This window comes from Bradyrhizobium sp. LMTR 3 (genome assembly GCF_001693485.1).
Classification (GTDB): Bacteria; Pseudomonadota; Alphaproteobacteria; order Rhizobiales; family Xanthobacteraceae; genus Bradyrhizobium.
This window is the reverse complement of sequence record NZ_MAXC01000001.1, coordinates 208826-224458: the sequence shown is the minus strand read 5'-3', so window position 1 is coordinate 224458 and position 15633 is coordinate 208826. Positions and strand designations below refer to the sequence as shown.

Sequence of the window (15633 nt, the reverse complement as noted above, 5' to 3'; positions counted from 1 at the left end):
CTGACGCCCTCGTTTCCGGCTCAACCGGTTTTCTTGAAAACGGTTACATACTAGGCCGATGATATTGGCTGTCAAGCTTGCGCAAAATACAACTTATATAAGCAAATACCGATGGACTTCCCATCTACTATCCGCCATCCTTACATTTGTAACGTTACATCCAACCGACCGACGTGGTGATGGAAAGATCCGCAAAGCAGGGAATTCGCGCGGTGGCGGCCGAGGCCGGCGTGTCGACCGCCTCGGTATCCCGCGCCCTCAACAACCCGGACTCGGTAAGCGCGCCGCTGCGGGCGCGCATCGCGCGCGCCGTCGAGACGGTCGGCTATATTCCGCACGCGCCGGCACGCGAGTTGTCGTCACGACGGTCGCGCACGCTCGGCGCGATCGTTCCGACTATCGACAACACCATGTTCGCGCGCGGCATCGCCTCACTGCAGAAATATCTCTCTTCCGTCGGCTACATGCTGTTCCTGACTACGAGCGGCTACGACCTCGACGCTGAACTGGAGCAGGCGCGCAACCTCGTCAGCCGCGGCGTCGACGGCCTCGTGCTGCGCGGCGACTGCCATCACGACGGCTTGCGCAAGATGCTAGTCGACTATTCCGTGCCCTTCATCAATGTCGGCATCTATCGTCCCGACCGGCCCTATCCCTGCGTCGGCACGGACAATGAAGCCGCGGCACACCGTGCGGCCTTGCATGTGATCGAACTCGGCCATCGGCGAATCGGCATCGTCTCTGCACTCCAGCGCAACAACGATCGGGCGAGCGCCCGCGTCGCCGGCTTTCGCCGCGCGATGGCCGAACACGGCATCAAGATGCCCCCGCAATGGCATGTCGAGGTGCCCTATACGCTGGACGACGCGCGCGAAGCCGCCCGCTACCTGCTTGGCCTCAAGGATCGGCCGACGGCGGTGGTCTGCGGCAATGACGTTATCGCCTATGGCGTGCTGCTGGAGGCCGAACGCAGCGGATTTTCCGTGCCCGACGATCTGTCGGTGGTCGGCTTCGACGATCTCGACTGGAGCCGGCATTTGCGCCCTAGCCTCACGACCATCCATGTACCGACCGGAGATACCTGGCAACGCGCCGGCGAGTATCTCGTGCGCCACCTCGCGGGCGAGCAGACCATCATGCATCACGAAGTCGACTATTCGCTGATCGTCCGCGAGTCGACAGCGCCGCCGATGCGATCATCCAAATAGCAAGGAACAATCCGATGAACGCCCCCTTCGCGCTGGCTCCGGGATTCCACGCCGTGGTGATCGGCGGCGCCGGCGACATCGGCGCTGCCATTGCCAATCTGTTCTGCGATCTCGGCGCGACGGTAACCGCCACCGGCGTCGACGAGGCCGATATCGCGCGCACCGTGCTACGGCCCCGGCCGGGATTGCAGTTGGCTCCCCTCGATATCACCGATGATGAAGCAGTCGCATCGTTCGCAGGCCGCCAGGCACGCGTCGATGCGCTGGTCAACTGCGCCGGCATATTGGCGCGCGATAAGGAATTCGAGATCGAGACCTTTACAAAGGTGCTCGATGTCAACCTCGTCGGTACGTTCCGCACCTGCATGGCCTTTCGGGCCGCGCTTGCCGGCGCCAAAGGCTCGATCGTGAACATCGCATCGATGAACGCAACGCTCGCGCTGCCGCGCATTCCCGCCTACTGCGCCAGCAAGGGCGGTGTCGTCATGCTGACCAAGGCGCTGGCACTGGCCTGGGCGGAAGAAGGCATCCGCGTCAACGCGGTCGCGCCGGGCTACATCGAGACGGCGATCAATGCAGCAGGACGATCCGAGCGCGCGCACTACCAGCGCATTGCCGATCGTACGGCGCTCAAAAGGTGGGGACAGCCGGAGGACATCGCCGGCGCGGTTGCATTTCTCTGCATGCCGGCGTCGCAATACGCGACCGGCACGGTTGTCGCCGTTGATGGCGGATTTCTCGCCGGCTGAGGACGATAGAAGAAAACCCTAGCCCGGGGCTGCAGCGGAAAACGAGCTTCCACGCCGCGGCCACAAAAGGCATTCCTCTACCCTTGCTTCCGCGCAGCTATTGGCGACATTAGCTACAGCGAAACGGAAGCTACCATGAGCCAGCCCGCATTCGATCCCTTTGGAGAGCCGGTCCCGGCGGTCGATCCTTCGACTGCGCCCGGCGGCGCGTCCAAATGGCTGAAATCGGCCGGCATAGGCCTGTTCTGGGGGCTTGTCGGCGTCATCGTGCTGGCGCGCGCGGTCTATTTCGAGCCGGGCGATCTCAGCTTCGAGCGCGCCGTCGCGTGGGCGCATGGCTTGCTCGCCTCGCTTTAATATCTTGACCCGAGTGGTTGATCTGATCGTCGTTGGCCGCCACCGGGACGACGGCACGCCGACGTCTGCAAATGCAGGTTGAGGGATATAACCTCTCTGTATGGGCACAATCCGAAAATGGACTAGCGAGCCCGCGTGGTCCGGCGCATAAATTATTCTCCAAGGAGGATAAGTGCCGCCACCCCAAAGCAGTTCTGACGACGCAAAGCCACGACCCGGCATGCTCAGCCGCGGCATGGCCCTCGTTCCAGGGATCGCACTCTGCGGCATCATCACCGCCGTTTCGCTGGGCGCGCAACGTCTCGAAGAGCACGTCTTCATCCATCCTTACGTCGAGGCACTGGTCATCGCGATCCTGCTCGGGATGGCGATTCGCACCGTCTGGCAACCATCCCAGCGCTGGCGTTCCGGCATAGCCTTCAGCGCCAAGCAACTGCTCGAGGTCGCCGTCATGCTGCTCGGCGCGTCCGTCAGTTTTGGCGCGATCGCGGCCTCCGGCTATCTCTTGATCGGCGCAATCGTCGCCACCGTCGCCGTAATGCTTGCGGTGAGCTTCGGCCTCAGCCGCATGCTCGGGCTTCCTACGAAAATGTCGATCCTGATCGCCTGCGGCAATTCGATATGCGGTAACTCGGCAATCGCCGCCGTCGCGCCGGTGATCGGAGCCAATAGCGACGATGTCGCCTCGTCGATCTCCTTCACCGCCATCCTCGGTGTGTTGATGGTGCTGGGCCTGCCGCTCCTGATCCCCCTGCTTGCCCTATCGGCGACGCAGTACGGCATTCTGGCGGGCCTCACCGTCTATGCCGTTCCACAGGTTTTGGCGGCGACCGTGCCCGCGGGCATCGTCAGCACGCAAATTGGCACGCTGGTCAAGCTTGTGCGCGTGCTGATGCTGGGGCCGATCGTGGTCGCCCTCTCGCTGGTCGCGGCGCGCCGCCGCAAGCTCCACGCCGATCAAACGAAGGTCGCCGCCATCAGCCCATTCAAGCTGGTGCCCTGGTTTATCATCGGCTTTCTGGTGCTTGCAGTCCTGCGCTCGCTCCAGCTCGTGCCGGATCTTGTGGTCGCACCGGTGACGAAGACGGCGGCTATCCTGACCGTCCTCTCGATGGCTGCGCTTGGCCTTGGCGTCGACGTGCGCGTGCTCTCGACCGTGGGGGGAAGGGTCACCGCCGCCGTCACGCTGTCGCTGCTTCTCTTGCTGGGCCTGAGCATCGGGCTCGTCCATCTATTCCCGTGACCATGTGGCGCGCAGCCCCGTAGATGGTACCATGATTATGGCCGAGGGGGACAGCAGGCTACGGAGCAACGATGAGGCAGACGATACGGTTCTGCACGTCCCGCGACGGAGTGCGCATCGCCTTTGCCACGGCCGGTCATGGACCACCCATTGTTCGCGTGAACAACTGGTTCACGCACCTCGAAATCGATTGGGAGAGTCCGGTCTGGCGGCACTGGCTGGAGGCATTCGTGCAGCGGCATACGCTTGTCCGCCACGATCCCAGAGGCTCCGGCCTTTCCGACAGGAACGTGACGGATTTCTCGCTGGATGCCTGGGTGGCAGACCTCGAAGCGGTAGTCGATGCTGCCGGCCTGCGCCGGTTCCCGCTTTTTGGATTGTGCCAGGGCGGCTCAGTTGCGATTGCCTACGCGGCGCGCCACCCGGACCGGGTCAGCCGACTCATCCTCTACAGCGCCTATCCGCACGGTGCCTATGTCGACGGTGCAGCGGAGAAAACTGCCAGGCAGGCCCAGACACTCGCGCAGATGATCGAGATCGGTTGGGGCCGGAATGCCGGAGCGTTTCGCGAGGTGTTTGCCAATCTCCTGATGCCGGACGGCGGCAAGGAGCAGCTCAAATGGATCGGCGAGCTGCAGCGGCGCAGTGCCTCGCCTGAAACCGCTTGCCGGCTCTGGAATGCCTTCCACGCCTTCGACATACGCACAGAGGCGGGCAAAGTGAGCGTGCCGACACTCGTCTTTCACGTTCGCGGCGATGCGATGGTGCCGTTCGAGGCGGGCCGGCAGGTGGCGGCGATGATCCCGAATGCCCGGTTCGTACCGCTTGAGAGCAAGAACCACATTCTGCTTCCGCATGAGAAGGCCTGGTCTGTATTCCGCAAAGAGCTCGACGACTTCCTTAGGGCTGACGAGCCTGTCCAGACAATGGTGGCCGGCGAGTTGGCCGCTCTGACGGCGCGTGAAAGGGAGATACTGGACAGAGTCGCCCGCGGGCTCAGCAACGATGAGATTGCGAAGCTGCTGCGCATTTCCGAAAAGACCGTGCGAAACCACTTGACGACGATCTTTGCCAAGCTCGGGCTTGCCAGCCGCGCGCAGGCGATCGTCACCGCGCGCGAGGCCGGCCTCGGCCGCGACTGACCGGGACAAACGTCCCGACTCGGCGTCTTTCACCGAAAAACAATCCGCATCGATGGGACTGGCGCCTCATGCGCCCTCGCCTGCCTTGCCGCATGCTTCGCATCATCGCCAACATACATGGGAGCGGCCCGATGAGCGCAAGCACGATCGATATGGTAACGCCGCGTCAGGAACCTCTGCGCCAACGCTACCGCGAGAGGCCGGAGCAGGCGCAGATCGCAGATCACGCACGGGCTGCAAACACAGACCGGGATCCATTCCATGGAGCGGTCGTTGCAGGCGATGGTGAGGTCTCGCTGGATTTCGGCATCCACCGAACCATTGGCGGCGACCATGATCTACTGAATCCGGGCGACATGCTGTGTGCAGCGCTGGCCGCCTGCCTGGACTCTACGCTTCGGATGATCGCGGCGCGCATGGGAATCGCGCTTAAGACCCTCGCGGTCGAGGTGAAGGCCTTCGCCGACGTGCGCGGCTGTCTGGTGGTGGACCGCCAGGTCCCAGTCGGTTTCCAGCGTATCGATGTCGACGTGCTCATCGAGGCCGAAGAGAACACCGATCCAGCGCAGGTCAGTCGCCTTGCATCAGTCGCCGAGCGCTGCTGCGTCGTTCTTCAGACCTTGCGCAGCGACATCGCGGTGGACACGAGATTCCGCGGACCGGCAGCTATTGCATCCGCTGAGTGAGCCGCGTCGAGTGCTTCGCGGCGATCCAAACCTTGAACCTAGAACAGGAGCAACAGACCATGCCACTCGTCGATATTCACGTCATTCGCGACGTTTTCACACCGGCACAGAAGCAACAGCTAATCGAGAAGGTGACCGAAGCGATGGTCGCCGTGGAGGGCGAGAACATGCGCGGCGTCACCTGGGTGAAGATCAATGAGGTTGCAAGCGGCGACTGGGCGATCGGCGGAGAGAGGCTGACGTCCGAAAAGGTGAAAGCAATCGCTGCCGGACGCGCGGCATAGCCGACGGCCACGGTGCCCTTACAGGGAAAGCCGGTGATCCGGGAGCGGAACCCTCCGGGGCTCGATCACGCCATCGTGCTTGCCGATCCACGCGACTTCCGCGAGGAGGTCGAAGCTTGGTCGGCAAGCGAACCCGATACCGGGTTGTGAAAGGCCTCCCCGGATCAAGGCATCAGCTTCCCCGACCATGAAGCTTTTTCGTCTTTCCAGCACCAGTTTGCTTTTGCGCGAGGTGACACGATGACCTCACCTGTTTCGCAAACCTTGATCGACGCTGCGAGGGCCTACGAGGCACTGTTCGTTCCAGCACTCTTTCAGCAATGGGCGCCGATGGTGGCAGATGCCGCCAGGATTGAGAGCGGCGACCGCGTTCTGGACATTGCCTGCGGCACCGGAGTTCTGGCGCGCGAGGCGGCAAGGCGGACCGAAAGCTCAGGTCGTGTCGCCGGACTTGATCCAAACGCAGGAATGCTGGCCGTGGCGCGAGGCCTCGCGCCCGGCATCGACTGGCGCGATGGAGCGGCCGAGGCGCTGCCGTTTCCGGATCATTCGTTTGATGCTGTTGTGTGTCAGTTCGGCCTGATGTTCTTCTCGGATCGCGACAAAGCGGTCCGGGAGATGCTGCGCGTGATGGTGCCTGGCGGCAGGTGCGCGGTCGCAGTCTGGGATGTCATCGAGCACGCCTCCGCATTCGCTGCCCTCGTGGACCTCTTGGATCGCGTCGCCGGAAAGCCCGCCGGTGACGCGCTTCGCGCACCGTTTGTGCTGGGTGACAGGCAGGGGCTCGCCGCGTTGTTCAAGGGCGCCGGAGCCGGCTTGGTAGATCTCACGACCTGTAGCGGCACAGCACGGTTCCCCAACATACGCGAATTCGTAGAGGCGGAACTCAGGGGCTGGCTGCCCGTCATGGGAGTCGTGCTGCCGGAGCCGCAGATCAATCGCATCCTGGCAGAGGCGGAAACAATCTTCGCTCGCTATCTCACGGCCGATGGGCTTGCTTTCAGCATATCGGCGCATCTCGCGACCTGCAGACGACCTTAGGCGGCACGTCGCTACGACTGCAAATCACTTCACGTGCAAAACTTCACTCATCCAACCTCTTGCTTACCTCAGGATCGAGCTTGTTCCGATCGACAGACTGATAGAACGTGATGGGTCTGCATTTTCCCTCGAAATCCGCGAGGACAATGGCCGTCCACGGGCTCGTGTTCTCGCCCGAACCCTCGCGGAGGTCCGGCATGACCTTGCGAGCAGCGATCACATACCACGCGCGACCAGCCGCTGCGGCCTTCGCAGCCGCCGCGTACTCATCCAATATTCCGCGCAGATTCTTGCGCATTTCTTCTTCGCTGTCCCCGCGCAGGTATTTCCGAGTCGACTTTCCCGCCTCTCCGTACTCATGATGAATGTTCAACTGCAGTCGGGCATCATCCACTTCGATCTTGGTGACCCGTATCACGGCTCCGCCTTCACGAAGATAGTCCCGCACCCGAACGTCGCAGGCCAAAAATCTGTCCGTGGGTGGCTGAGCGACGCTAGCTGAAGGGGCAACCGCGGGCTTCTTCTTTCGAGGAGCAGCATCCGCGGGCATCGTGGCGATGGTGGCGCTGAGGAGCGCCGCGGCAAGCACGACCGGGAAAAGGGCAATCATGAGTGCGCTGCCAATACTGTGCTTCTAAAACGCATTGGCCGCAGCGTTGGTTCCGCGGCCGGAAGCGGTGCTGAACGGCCGGAGAAGCTGCGGGGCGCAGCCGTCGCACGGCTGCGCTCAGCCGCAGATGATCTCTTCGTTGGCGATGCAATCGGCGGCAAGGGTTTGGGCCGACCGGATGTTGTCGAGGTCGCTCGAAGGTCTAATCCCGACATTCGCGTCGCCATGCACCGGCGTACCAGGGAGTCTCCACTGTCCTCCCGCTGAATGACCGGCACTCACCGCGGGCCAAAGCGAGCCAACGGGAACTTTTTCCTCAAAACAGCCTTGTTTAATACCGTCCTACAAAAAAGGACCTTACGGAGGCGGTGTTTTCGACCGTCGGCAGGTCATGGACTCGATTCTCATCAAGATCTTCGCCACGGCGCTTGCCTTCAGCCAGGTCACTACCCGGCCGGATGGGGTCAAGACGGAGTTCGATGCGGTGCGCGACCGATCCGAGGTGGCGCAGCTTTTGAGTGCCGGCTGCGCTCACATGCGCAAGGCTTTCGACATCGAGGACCTCAACCTGGACGATCTGATTTCCACTGCCATGGATGACAAGGAAGCGTTGAGCGGTGAGATCAAGGCGCTCAAAGGATTGAATCTGGCCGACCTCCACGTTGCCTACCGGGAGTTCTGCAAGGTCGAAAAAGTGGAAGGATCTCCGGTCGATCTCGGTCAGGTCATCGCTTTCTACAACAGCGCGGTCAAGGATCTGCCCGATGCCGCGCAGCTTAAAGACCTCAGGCTTCCCGGCACGAGCGTAATTCTCGATAACAAGAGCGAGCGCGTTGCCGAAATTTACGCGCCGAACAATCGCCGCATCTGGGTCAAGCTTGCTGATATCCCGGAAGCGGTGCGCAACGCGTTCATCGCCGCCGAGGACAAGCGCTTCTTCCAACACACCGGCATTGACGAGCGCGGACTGGTCCGCGCCTTCATCGGCAACTTCACGAAGCCGGGCCGGCCGCAGGGCGGCTCGACCATTACGCAGCAGGTCGCCAAGAACCTGCTGGTGGGCAACGACGTCACTTACGAGAGAAAATTGCGCGAAATGATCGTTGCCTCGCGGATGGAGCGGGCCCTGACCAAGGAGGAAATCCTCGAGCTCTATCTCAACTCGATTTATCTCGGTCGCGGAGTCTGGGGCATCGAGCTGGCGGCGCGTAGCTATTTCGGCAAGCCAGCCAAGGCGCTTTCCGCGGTGGAGGGCGCGCTGCTCGCCGGGCTCGCCAAGGGACCGAACTACTTCAATCCCGACCACCACCCTGAGCGCGCGCGCGAGCGCCTTGCCTACGTGCTGGGCCGCATGCAGGACGACGCCATGATCGATGCCGCCGCGGCGCAGGCAGTACTACCGCAGCTCGTCGAGTACCGGCCGACGCGAAGGGACTTCGGCTTTCACTTCGTCGATCACATCGCCCGCGAGGCAAAGGCGGTCGCGGGCCTCGATAATCTCACCAATTCCTCCTACACCGTGCGCTCGACCGTCAACTCGGCCTTGCAGCGCGTAGTCGAAGCGACATTGCAGGAGGGCCTCGCGCAATACGAGCTGAACACTAGGCGTTACAAATTTGAGGGACCCGAGGCGAACATTTCCGATGCTGTCCGTCTGAGAGCGGCTGACCCGAGGGGCACGGAACCGGCTTGGCTCATGGCGTTGAAGACGACGCGGCTACCTCTCTATGACGTTCACTGGCAATCGGCGGTCGTCCTGGAGAGTACGCGTGGCAAGCGCGGCCATGCGATCAACGTCGGTCTGACCGACGGAAGCATCCTGCCGCTGAACACCTGGAGCGCCGCGATCGGGCGCGGTCTCAAGCCGTACGACGTGGTCTATGTGCAGGTGCGCGAAACCAAGGGTAAGCAAGCGGCGCGTGCCGATCTGCGCATTCGACCGACCGTGCAGGGAGCGGCGCTCGTACTCGGGAACGAAACCGGCCACATTCTCGCGATGGCCGGCGGCTTTTCGTATCCGGCAAGCCAGCTCAACCGCGCCGTCCAGAGCCTGCGGCAACCCGGCTCGACCTTGAAGCCGCTGACCTACCTCGCCGCCCTTCGGAAGGGATTGCAGCCCAACACGCTGGTGATGGACGAACCCATTACGCTGGCACCGATCGGCGCGACGGGCTACGCGCGCCAGCGCGGTTTCTGGTCGCCGAAGAACTATGAGGGCGGCGCTTCGGGCGCCATTACGCTGCGGCGTGCGCTGGAAAACTCCCGGAATCTCGCCACCGCGCAACTGCTCGCGACCGGCCTCGACGACAGCGCCGAGCGAGGCCTTGACCGGGTCTGCGAGCTTGCGATGGAGGCGCAGCTCTACAAGGACTGCATGCGCTACTACCCGTTCGTGCTCGGTGCCCAAACTGTGAGGCTCATCGACCTTGCGGCGTTCTATGCAGCGATCGCCAACGAAGGCGCGCGGCCCCAGCCCCATGCGATCGAAACGATCGAACAGGACGGCCACCCAATTTACCGGCACGATCCGCGCGCGGTGGACTGGATCGGCTCCGCCGACCGCGCATCGTTTTACCAGTTGAAATCAATGCTGCAGGGCGTGCTCGCGCGCGGTACAGCGCGCGCGGTGAAGCATCTCTCGCCCTATGTCGGCGGCAAGACTGGTACCACTGACAATTCGGCCGATGCCTGGTTCGTCGGCTTCACAAACGACGTCACCGTCGCCATCTGGATCGGCTACGACAACAGCGACGGCGAGCGCCGCACCCTTGGGCCGGGCCAGACCGGGGGGAAAGTGGCGCTGCCGATGTTCGAGCCGATCGTGCAGGCAGCCTGGGAGCTGCACGCTCCCAAGACGGCGTTGAATGGCCCTTCACGCGAAGCCATGCGCCAGCTCGCTACTCTGTCGATCGATCCTCATACCGGCGATCCTGTACCGGCCGGCTCCGGGCGCGCTTTCACCGAGTACTTCAAGAGGGATCCGGCGGGCAGAATCGATGATTCGCAATTTCGGATCGTCTCGCGTGCGGAAAGCTACACCTATCGTGGCGGTCGTGACGAAGACGACGGACCATTCCAGCAGTGGTCCTACGGCAATCGCCTTTACGGCGACAACCGGCTGCCCTTTCCATTCCCAACCTGGCGTCTTGGTCCGCGCGGATATCCCTCCTGGCGCGAATATCCCGATGACGAGGACCGCCTCCCGCGACCGCCGCTCCGAGTCGATCCCGATTACTTCTGGCGGCGGCTGAATTGAGCATTGCCATGAGCCTCTACCGTGCCGCCGCCCTCATCGCCGCCTGCGTGGCCACTTGCGCGAGCGCGGCGGCGCAGGAATTCCAGGTGGAGGACGTGCCAGCAGCCGCCAGCGTTCCGATCGAACAGATCAAGCCGCGCACGGTCATCTTCGCCGACCAACGCAACGACAAGCTCGCCGATTCCTCGACCGGGCTCATTCCTTTCGACGATTGGACCCGCTCACGCCCGGTTCAGCGGCGCTTCCTCTCGCTCTTCCCGAGCTTCGTAGAGCCCACGCTCAAACAACAAACGAAGCTGAAGCTCTCGGTCTACCAGGCGGAGGCGCGGTTTCGACTTCCAAAACCGGCAGCGGCATTGGATCTGTCGCGGTATGCGAGTGTCGCTTTCCTCGAGCAGATCGATCCGGCGGTCAAGCACCGGCCGATCACGGCGAGCGATGCTGTTCCGAACAAGGACGCAGGCGCCGCGCACAACCGTCCGCCGGATCGCCGCTGGTGTGAGGACGCGAAGGCGGTCTGCGTGCAGTCCCGCTACACGTTCGAAGGCAAAATTCCGTCGGGCATTCAGCTTGCCAACAAGCTGCGCGAGGAGAGCAAAAAGCCCATTCCGGATTTCATCGAGTTTCAGAGTGAGATCATGCTGGTCGCGCAGCCGCACCTTGCCGAGCTGCCGAGCCTGACCGGGCTCGACTCCACAGTCACCAGTGGGCTCGAGCAGAACATCTTTTGGGTCAACCAGGTCATCCAGTTCGGCAAGCTGCTTGCGGTTCTGCAACAGCATCCGACCGAGCGGGACGCCGCCATCGCGACGGTCTACATCCTGATTGCGGTCAGGAACGACGTGCTGAACAAGCAAAAGGAGTACAGCAACACACCCATGCTGCGAAACCTCGTGCCCGCGCAACTGCTCATGGGCAACAGCTCCTTCAACAGCGGCGATTCGTTGAGCGCCGGCCTGCCGAAATACGCCAAAAGCCGCATCAAGGCGATCGCCGAGATCATGGAGCGGGAATGAGCGGATCGTGTGCGCGAACTAGACTGGCGCCTCACTCATATCTTACGCGATCAAACGTGCCTCAGGCTTGTTCTTGCAATATCGCGGCACCGAGTTCGTCGAAACGAAACAGTTGAAAGATCCGCTGGCCATTGTAATCGAGCATCCTCAGATCGTCTGTTTCGTGCAAATCGCTCTCGACCGCGTGGAAATGTCCGCCATAGCGCTCCTTCGCGAGATCGAGCGGCACATCGAAGGCGACAAACTTGCCGATTCCCTTGGCTTTGAGCCTGCTCAGGAACTTCGGATCGTGCAGCGTTTCGTGGGACGTGAGGACCAGCAATGGACCACCGGCCGTAAGCAGCAGAAAGGACCTCATCGATCAACTCCCTGGTCGTTGGTTTCACCAGCATCGCGGTCCTGCGAACAATGTTCGCGGTTACGTCGGGCTGGTGCTTATCGATAGATACATAAGACCGAGAATGACGACTGAGAATAGGAGCGCGCAGGACGGGGTCGAGATGCCGATCACGGCTCCGATACCGAATTCCGCGGCATCGGTGAGCTGCGTTGAGACGGTCCAGAACGTCTCTATGGCCCCATTATTCTTCTCATTGTGGCTCTTTGCATTGATCGCGGCGTCAGACGGTTTGAAAAGGCGGCCATCTTGTTCGACAGGCCTGCGACGACCATGGCCTTTCCTTGCAAGAGCGCCCGGATACCGCTCGCAGCGACCGGACGCGGCTTCATCGTAAGGAGACGCAGCAAGGGCGAGGCGGTTGCGCCGGCTGTCGCATCGAATTCCGTCGCGGTGTGCCCGGGGCAGAGGCTGGTCACGACCACGCCATGCAGGCGGAGTTCGTCATGCAGGGCCTCGCCAAGGGCGAGCACGTAAGCCTTGGTCGCCGCATAGGCCGCATAGCTGGGAACGGCCTGGAAGGCCAGGAGGCTGGCGACGAGAAGGATGTGTCCAGATCGCCGTGTGGCCATGTCGCGGCCGAAGAGATAGGTCAGCTCGGTGAGCGTCGTGATGTTGAGCTGGGTCATGTTCGCGGTGCGCTCGATCGGCGTTTCCAAAAAATCGCCGTGCAAGCCGTATCCGGCGTTGTTCACCAAGATATCGATCGTCACGGACCTCGCGTCGAGACTGCTTTTCAGGCGGCTAGGTGCACCGGGCGAGGCAAGATCGATCGCCTCGACCAACACATCCAACCCGTATTTGCGGCGAAGATCGGAGGCGAGCCTTTCCATCGGTTCGAGCCGGCGGGCCGCCAATACGAGATTGACCTTCTGCGCCGCCAGTAGATCGGCAAATTCAAGACCGAGGCCACTCGATGCTCCCGTGATCAACGCCCGCTTTCCGGCGAGGCTGTTTATTGTTCCATCGGTTGCGCCGGGAGCTCCCGTTACCGAACTGATCGACTCTTTCGACATCGTTCTCTCCGTCGTCTATTTGATGGATTGGAAAAACAGGAAGAAAAGGCTTCAATCACGGGACGGTCCGGCGCTCGTGTCGGCCAGCTTGTCCGTCCAGCGTCGGAACAACGCGCTGGCGTTGACTCCCCCGAAGCCAAAGCCATTGGAGATTGCGTAGTCCATCTCCATTGGGCGAGCCTGGTTTGCGACGAAATCTATTCCATGGCCGGCCGGATCGGGCGCGCTCAGATTGAGAGTCGGCGGTGCCATCTGATCCCTGAGCGCCAGGATCGTGAAGATGGCTCCAAGCCCGCCGGCGGCTCCGAGCAGGTGTCCGGTCGCCGACTTCGTTGCGCTGACAGCGATAGTGGATTCTGTGCCGAAGACCCTTCTGATAGCCGCGATTTCCCCCAGATCACCGACCGGCGTGGAGGTTGCGTGCGCATTGAGGTGCACAATCTCACTCGCCGAAATACCGGCTTGGGTAATCGCGATCTCCATAGCTCGGCGCGCACCGTCGCCGTCCTCGGGACCGGAAGTGACGTGATGAGCGTCCGCTGTGGTGCCGTAGCCGACGAGCTCGGCGAGCGGTTTCGCGCCACGCGCAAGCGCGTGGCTCAATTCCTCGATGACCAGGATGCCGGCTCCTTCGCCCATGACGAAGCCGTCACGCAACATGTCGAAGGGGCGCGAAGCCCGATCAGGTGTTTCATTGAAGCCGGTCGAAAGAGAACGAGCTGCAGCAAAACCAGCGAGACTGACAATATTCATGCATGCTTCCGTTCCACCGCATACGGCGATATCGGCTTCGTTGGCGCGGATAAGACGAGCCGCATCGCCGATTGCCTGGATGCCGGCCGCACACGCCGTCACCGGTGCGCCGAGCGGGCCTTTGAAGCCGTAACGGATCGAGATGTGGCCCGCCGCGAGGTTCACCAGGAAGGACGGCACGGTAAAAGGCGATAAACGGCGGACGCCGCGCAGATCGACCGTACGCACCGCCTCGGTTATGGCAGGGAAGCCGCCGATACCCGAAGCGACGATCGTGGCCGTGCGCAAGCGATCCGCTTCCGAGACGGGTGCCCACCTCGCTTGGGCGAGTGCCTCTTGCGCAGCCGCGAGCCCGAAGAGAATGAACCGGTCTACCTTGCGTTGGTCCTTCGGCGCAAAGACGGTATTCGGTTCGAAGCCAGCTTCGGGGTCCTCCTCCAGGGAGGGAACCACGCCGCCGATCTTGGCTGGCAGGTCTCCCACCACATCGTCTGGAAGCCGGCGGATGCCCGAGCGACCGGCCAGGAGACGCGACCAGGACGCTTCGACATCTGCAGCAAGGGGCGTGACCGCGCCGATGCCTGTAACAACAATCCGTCGCATCTATTCTCCTACCCATTGGGTGCGCCGCCAACGCTGCCTACGTCGTGGCTCAATCCTGAGCTGACACGCGCTCGCAGCCGCTTCAGCTCCGCCGATACAGAGCGCCGGAGACGGGGACATCAGCCGTTCATCTCAAGCGGCGACGACTTCGCGAACCTGTTCGGTCGCCCTATCCAGAAAAGCCTGAGCCAGATCGGGGTCGTTGACGACGCGCGATAGCGTCACCGCACCGACCATTGTCGTGAGAATGGCCATGGCTTTGCCCTTGGACTTCTCGCCGTCGGTCTCGGCAATCAAGCGGCCGAGGACTTCGAGATGCGCCTTGATCCCCGCTTCGAATGCCGCTTTCACGTCGGACCCCTGTCTGGCGGCATCCGAGCCGAGCGCCACGATCGGGCAGCCGTCCATCTTTTCTTCGCGATGGTCAGCGCTGAGATAGAACGCGATCACCGCACCAAGCGGATCATCAGGATTCTCCGCGGCCGCGTCCGACCATCGGCGGGAGGCGCTCTCCAACGCCCGCCTGGACGCCTCTGCCGCCAAATCCTCTTTTGACGCGAACTGCTTGTAAAAGCCGCCTTGGGTCAGCCCGGCACCCTTCATCAGATCTTTAAGGCCGATGCCATCAAAGCCGCGCTCCCGAAAAAGGCGACTTGCCACATTGATTACGGTTTGACGGTTCTCCGCGGCCTGAATCCGACTCACGCGCATTGTCGACTCCATTTTTGATTTCGTTCGACATCTATACCAGATAGAAGTCGAATGCAATCTATTAGGAGGGGCTATTGCTCACCCGAAGGGAACTTGCCGCGGTCACTGTTTCGTGAATTCTCATTTTTAGATTGCGATCGAAATCTATATGAGGCATATAGAGGTCGATCAAAATCTAACAAGAGGAGATACGAGATGATCCGCAGGACCCTGGGCGCATCGCTCCTAGCTGCGCTGTTTCTGGCGACGCCCGCGTTTGCCGAGAAAGCCACCGTCGTACGCCCTGTCGAAGGCGGCAGCCTTCACGTGGGACGCCTCGACATGGCGGTCTACTACGTTCCGGTCGATGGCGACCTCCTGGAGGTCACCGCCACCTTCGCGCCGAAGAAGGGCGGGGGCGATCCGCTGCGCGTCGTCATGGGCCTCGCCGACGGCGACTCCGTGGCCTTCTCCATGCCGGGCTACCAGGACTCGCTCTACGCGTTCTCGAGGTCTGGCGAGAAGGTGACGGTCTCGACCAAGACCGACAAGCATCTGCGAGCCGATGCGCAAAAGCACTGA

16 protein-coding genes are annotated in these 15633 nt (G+C 62.1%); 11 read left to right on the top strand and 5 right to left on the bottom strand.

Annotated elements, in window-relative coordinates; all coding sequences use genetic code 11:
• Window positions 1-179 precede the first annotated feature (179 nt).
• From LMTR3_RS01070 to LMTR3_RS01035, 8 genes are all read left to right on the top strand, one after another.
• On the top strand, window positions 180-1208 hold the full coding sequence (locus tag LMTR3_RS01070) for a LacI family DNA-binding transcriptional regulator (protein ID WP_065743234.1): 1029 nt from the start codon (window positions 180-182) through the stop codon (window positions 1206-1208).
• A gap of 14 nt (window positions 1209-1222) precedes the next feature.
• Entirely contained in the window at window positions 1223-1957 is a 735-nt protein-coding gene (locus tag LMTR3_RS01065; protein WP_065743233.1) for an SDR family NAD(P)-dependent oxidoreductase, read from the top strand.
• 135 nt (window positions 1958-2092) lie between these two features.
• Entirely contained in the window at window positions 2093-2314 is a 222-nt protein-coding gene (locus tag LMTR3_RS01060; protein ID WP_065743232.1) for a hypothetical protein, read from the top strand.
• 220 nt (window positions 2315-2534) lie between these two features.
• Complete coding sequence (locus LMTR3_RS01055) at window positions 2535-3557, top strand: YeiH family protein (RefSeq protein ID WP_065743231.1); 1023 nt, start codon at window positions 2535-2537, stop codon at window positions 3555-3557.
• A gap of 71 nt (window positions 3558-3628) precedes the next feature.
• On the top strand, window positions 3629-4699 hold the full coding sequence (locus LMTR3_RS01050; protein ID WP_065743230.1) for an alpha/beta fold hydrolase: 1071 nt from the start codon (window positions 3629-3631) through the stop codon (window positions 4697-4699).
• Between the two features lie 131 nt (window positions 4700-4830).
• Window positions 4831-5385, top strand: coding sequence for an OsmC family protein (locus tag LMTR3_RS01045; RefSeq protein ID WP_065743347.1), 555 nt, complete (start codon window positions 4831-4833; stop codon window positions 5383-5385).
• A 59-nt stretch (window positions 5386-5444) separates the two neighbouring features.
• A complete protein-coding gene (locus tag LMTR3_RS01040; RefSeq protein WP_065732441.1) occupies window positions 5445-5669 on the top strand; it encodes a tautomerase family protein in 225 nt (74 codons plus the stop codon).
• Window positions 5670-5909: 240 nt separating this feature from the next.
• Window positions 5910-6710: a methyltransferase domain-containing protein gene (locus tag LMTR3_RS01035; protein WP_065743229.1), complete on the top strand. Its 801-nt coding sequence runs from the start codon at window positions 5910-5912 to the stop codon at window positions 6708-6710.
• 43 nt (window positions 6711-6753) lie between these two features.
• Here the strand turns inward: LMTR3_RS01035 and LMTR3_RS01030 are convergent, their stop codons facing one another.
• On the bottom strand, window positions 6754-7320 hold the full coding sequence (locus LMTR3_RS01030; protein WP_065743228.1) for a hypothetical protein: 567 nt from the start codon (window positions 7318-7320) through the stop codon (window positions 6754-6756).
• Window positions 7321-7711: 391 nt separating this feature from the next.
• Here LMTR3_RS01030 and LMTR3_RS01025 point away from each other — a divergent pair, with 391 nt between their 5' ends.
• Window positions 7712-10576 carry a penicillin-binding protein 1A gene (locus LMTR3_RS01025; RefSeq protein WP_065743227.1) on the top strand — a complete coding sequence of 955 codons (2865 nt, stop codon included), beginning with the start codon at window positions 7712-7714 and terminating at the stop codon, window positions 10574-10576.
• 8 nt (window positions 10577-10584) lie between these two features.
• Window positions 10585-11592, top strand: a complete 1008-nt coding sequence (locus LMTR3_RS01020; protein WP_065743226.1) for a hypothetical protein — start codon at window positions 10585-10587, stop codon at window positions 11590-11592.
• Between the two features lie 61 nt (window positions 11593-11653).
• Here the strand turns inward: LMTR3_RS01020 and LMTR3_RS01015 are convergent, their stop codons facing one another.
• The 4 genes from LMTR3_RS01015 to LMTR3_RS01000 all read right to left on the bottom strand — a co-directional run bounded on the left by LMTR3_RS01015 (window position 11654) and on the right by LMTR3_RS01000 (window position 15072).
• The gene (locus LMTR3_RS01015) at window positions 11654-11950 is read right to left on the bottom strand and encodes a cytosolic protein (protein WP_065743225.1); all 297 of its coding nucleotides are present in this window, start codon (window positions 11948-11950) and stop codon (window positions 11654-11656) included.
• Window positions 11951-12162: 212 nt separating this feature from the next.
• Complete coding sequence (locus LMTR3_RS01010) at window positions 12163-13005, bottom strand: SDR family NAD(P)-dependent oxidoreductase (protein ID WP_065743224.1); 843 nt, start codon at window positions 13003-13005, stop codon at window positions 12163-12165.
• Window positions 13006-13056: 51 nt separating this feature from the next.
• On the bottom strand, window positions 13057-14361 hold the full coding sequence (gene fabF, locus LMTR3_RS01005; RefSeq protein WP_065743223.1) for a beta-ketoacyl-ACP synthase II: 1305 nt from the start codon (window positions 14359-14361) through the stop codon (window positions 13057-13059).
• Window positions 14362-14493: 132 nt separating this feature from the next.
• Window positions 14494-15072: a TetR/AcrR family transcriptional regulator gene (locus tag LMTR3_RS01000; protein ID WP_065743346.1), complete on the bottom strand. Its 579-nt coding sequence runs from the start codon at window positions 15070-15072 to the stop codon at window positions 14494-14496.
• Window positions 15073-15267: 195 nt separating this feature from the next.
• Between LMTR3_RS01000 and LMTR3_RS00995 the strand changes: the two genes are divergently transcribed.
• Window positions 15268-15633 (top strand): hypothetical protein, encoded by a 366-nt coding sequence (locus LMTR3_RS00995; RefSeq protein ID WP_084029314.1) that lies wholly within the window; start codon window positions 15268-15270, stop codon window positions 15631-15633.